The organism is Hadarchaeum sp. (SeqCode) (genome assembly GCF_049969415.1).
GTDB lineage: Archaea > Hadarchaeota > Hadarchaeia > Hadarchaeales > Hadarchaeaceae > Hadarchaeum.
In genome coordinates this window covers 1-2025 of the sequence record NZ_JBMFOX010000103.1, presented here as the reverse complement: position 1 = coordinate 2025, position 2025 = coordinate 1, and the positions used below count along the sequence as shown (strand labels likewise).

General features: G+C 58.4%; 1 protein-coding gene and 1 pseudogene. Both read right to left on the bottom strand.

Annotation, left to right across the window (positions count from 1 at the left end):
- Positions 1–392, bottom strand: a pseudogene (locus ACP5PX_RS08095) (hypothetical protein); the annotation flags it as partial.
- An 854-nt stretch (positions 393–1246) separates the two neighbouring features.
- On the bottom strand, positions 1247–2025 hold a 779-nt coding region (locus ACP5PX_RS08090; protein ID WP_428085440.1), incomplete at its 5' end, for an RHS repeat-associated core domain-containing protein.

The window sequence follows — 2025 nt, the reverse complement described above, 5'->3', positions numbered from 1 at the left end:
GGATCGCCGCGGAGGGGATCGGGCGAGAGGAAGCGCATCATGTACGGATGGTACCACCGAGCGTGGAGGAAGTAGAGGTCATCGCTGAAGTCCGTGGCCGTGTTTTGATGCTCCAGCTCGTAGCCGGAAAACCACAGGGCCTCCATGCCCGTGGCGTTGATGGGAAGACCGTAGGGGTAAAAGTCGTACGTTTTCGCCACCGTCCCCGAAGCCGTGGTCACCACCCGCGGGCTGGCCACGTGGTCCGTGTGGTAGTACCACGTCCCGCTGCTTCCCACCATGGCCACCCGCGTACGGCCTACGTAGACATCATCTCGAGCCCAGCTCCAGCTCCCCGAAGCCCAACGGGTGTACGTCCGCAAGGGGTTTCCCCCGAGGTCCCGAATCCCCACCACCGCGGTGTTGGCTTTGCGCCGAGAAACCGGGAGCGCCGGCTTCCAGGCGGCAAGACGAAAAAGAGTTACCACGAAACGCTCTAGTTTTCGCGAAAAGAGACACACACGGCCGTCTGGAGCGACCCGGGAGCCAATCCCGCCCACGTCCAACCGAAGGATTCCGGCAGGAATGCCGGCACCCCCAGCGGCCTTCTCTGTGGCATCCTGCTTCGCCCCGGCCTGCGCGTGTGCTTCGGGGCGGGCAAGCGCCCAAGTCTTCCACTGGCCTCAAGCAGTGAACCGGCCACGTTGCCAGCGTTTTGCCGGCGACAGCAAACCAAGGAGAACTTCACTAAAAGCAGGTAACCCGACCAGTTGTACGCTCCAGTCTTCAGAAGTGCCGCGTACAATCACGCAAAGCCACTCACAAACTGACCTAGACTAATCGCGGCAAAAAGAACCCTAAGAGTGTTGCGTCTCAATCTAGGAAAGTATTTCTGAATCAACGGGATAAAAATAACTCCGTTTCGAGTAAGCATAGCCTCTAACCCGTTCCAGAACGAAAAGGCTACGAGGAATCGTAGACGCCAACACTCAGGTCCGGTAATCGCCTGGCACCCGCCAGCCATTGGTATGAACAAAAGGAGCATCACGGCGCCCATTAAGTATACCGAGCCGGCCACAACACCGTATAGCTCGCGCCGACGCCTGTAAAAGAAAACACCAGTGAGGATAGAGGGCCAGGTCGCCGCGAGATCCTTTTCCTTCCGCAGGCGAAAACTCCAACCGCTGAGCCACAGAAACGTGGCTCCGAGGGCCCACAATATCATCAAGCCAAGGTAATCCATCGGGCTAGGCATGATCTTTCTATCCTAGTAGCGCGTTACCCAGCCGGGGGGAAAGAAGAACGAAGGACCGAAATGAACCACGACTCCGCCGAATGCCCCACTACGCGTAAAAAGCACCTCCACTCCGGGAAGTCTCCCAAAACCGGGAAAGCCAAAGCCGATACCAACCTGTGGTGGGTCAACCGTCCTCATCTTATCGGGTGAGAAAAGATGGAGCCATAAATCGGCACCGACAACCCACGACTGCACGTTTTCGGACGTACCACACGCCAAATCACCCAAAGCTAGGGTTCCTCCACCACATTGCCCCCACTGGTCCAAGGAGAACGACCAACCTTTGTAGTACGCGCTCACCGACACCCCAGCGTCCGTGTTTTGTTCTACCCACCTCCAGAACCTTTGCCAGCGATTACCGAGGTCACTGGTTATTCCAGGCCGACCAAAAAACGTGTCGCTCGCCACATACCGATCAATGTACAGCTCGACAACATCCACCATCCACAAAGGAACGCCGAGCGTAAGTAGCGGGTACCGGTAAATTGTGCCTATGACCGTGACGTCCTCGTGGTACTGGCAGTCGGGGTCAGAGGTCGTTCCATCGCAGTAGCCGTCCTTCTCGGGTTTCGAATCCCCGTTAGGTCCTGTGCCCACCGCCGCCAGACCCCAGGGGTCCACGAAGTTGCGGGGGTTGCCCTTGACGTAGGCAAAAAGGTTCAAGCTCTGGGGGGAGCGGGGATCGCCGCGGAGGGGATCGGGCGAGAGGAAGCGCATCATGTACGGATGGTACCACCGGGCGTGGAGGA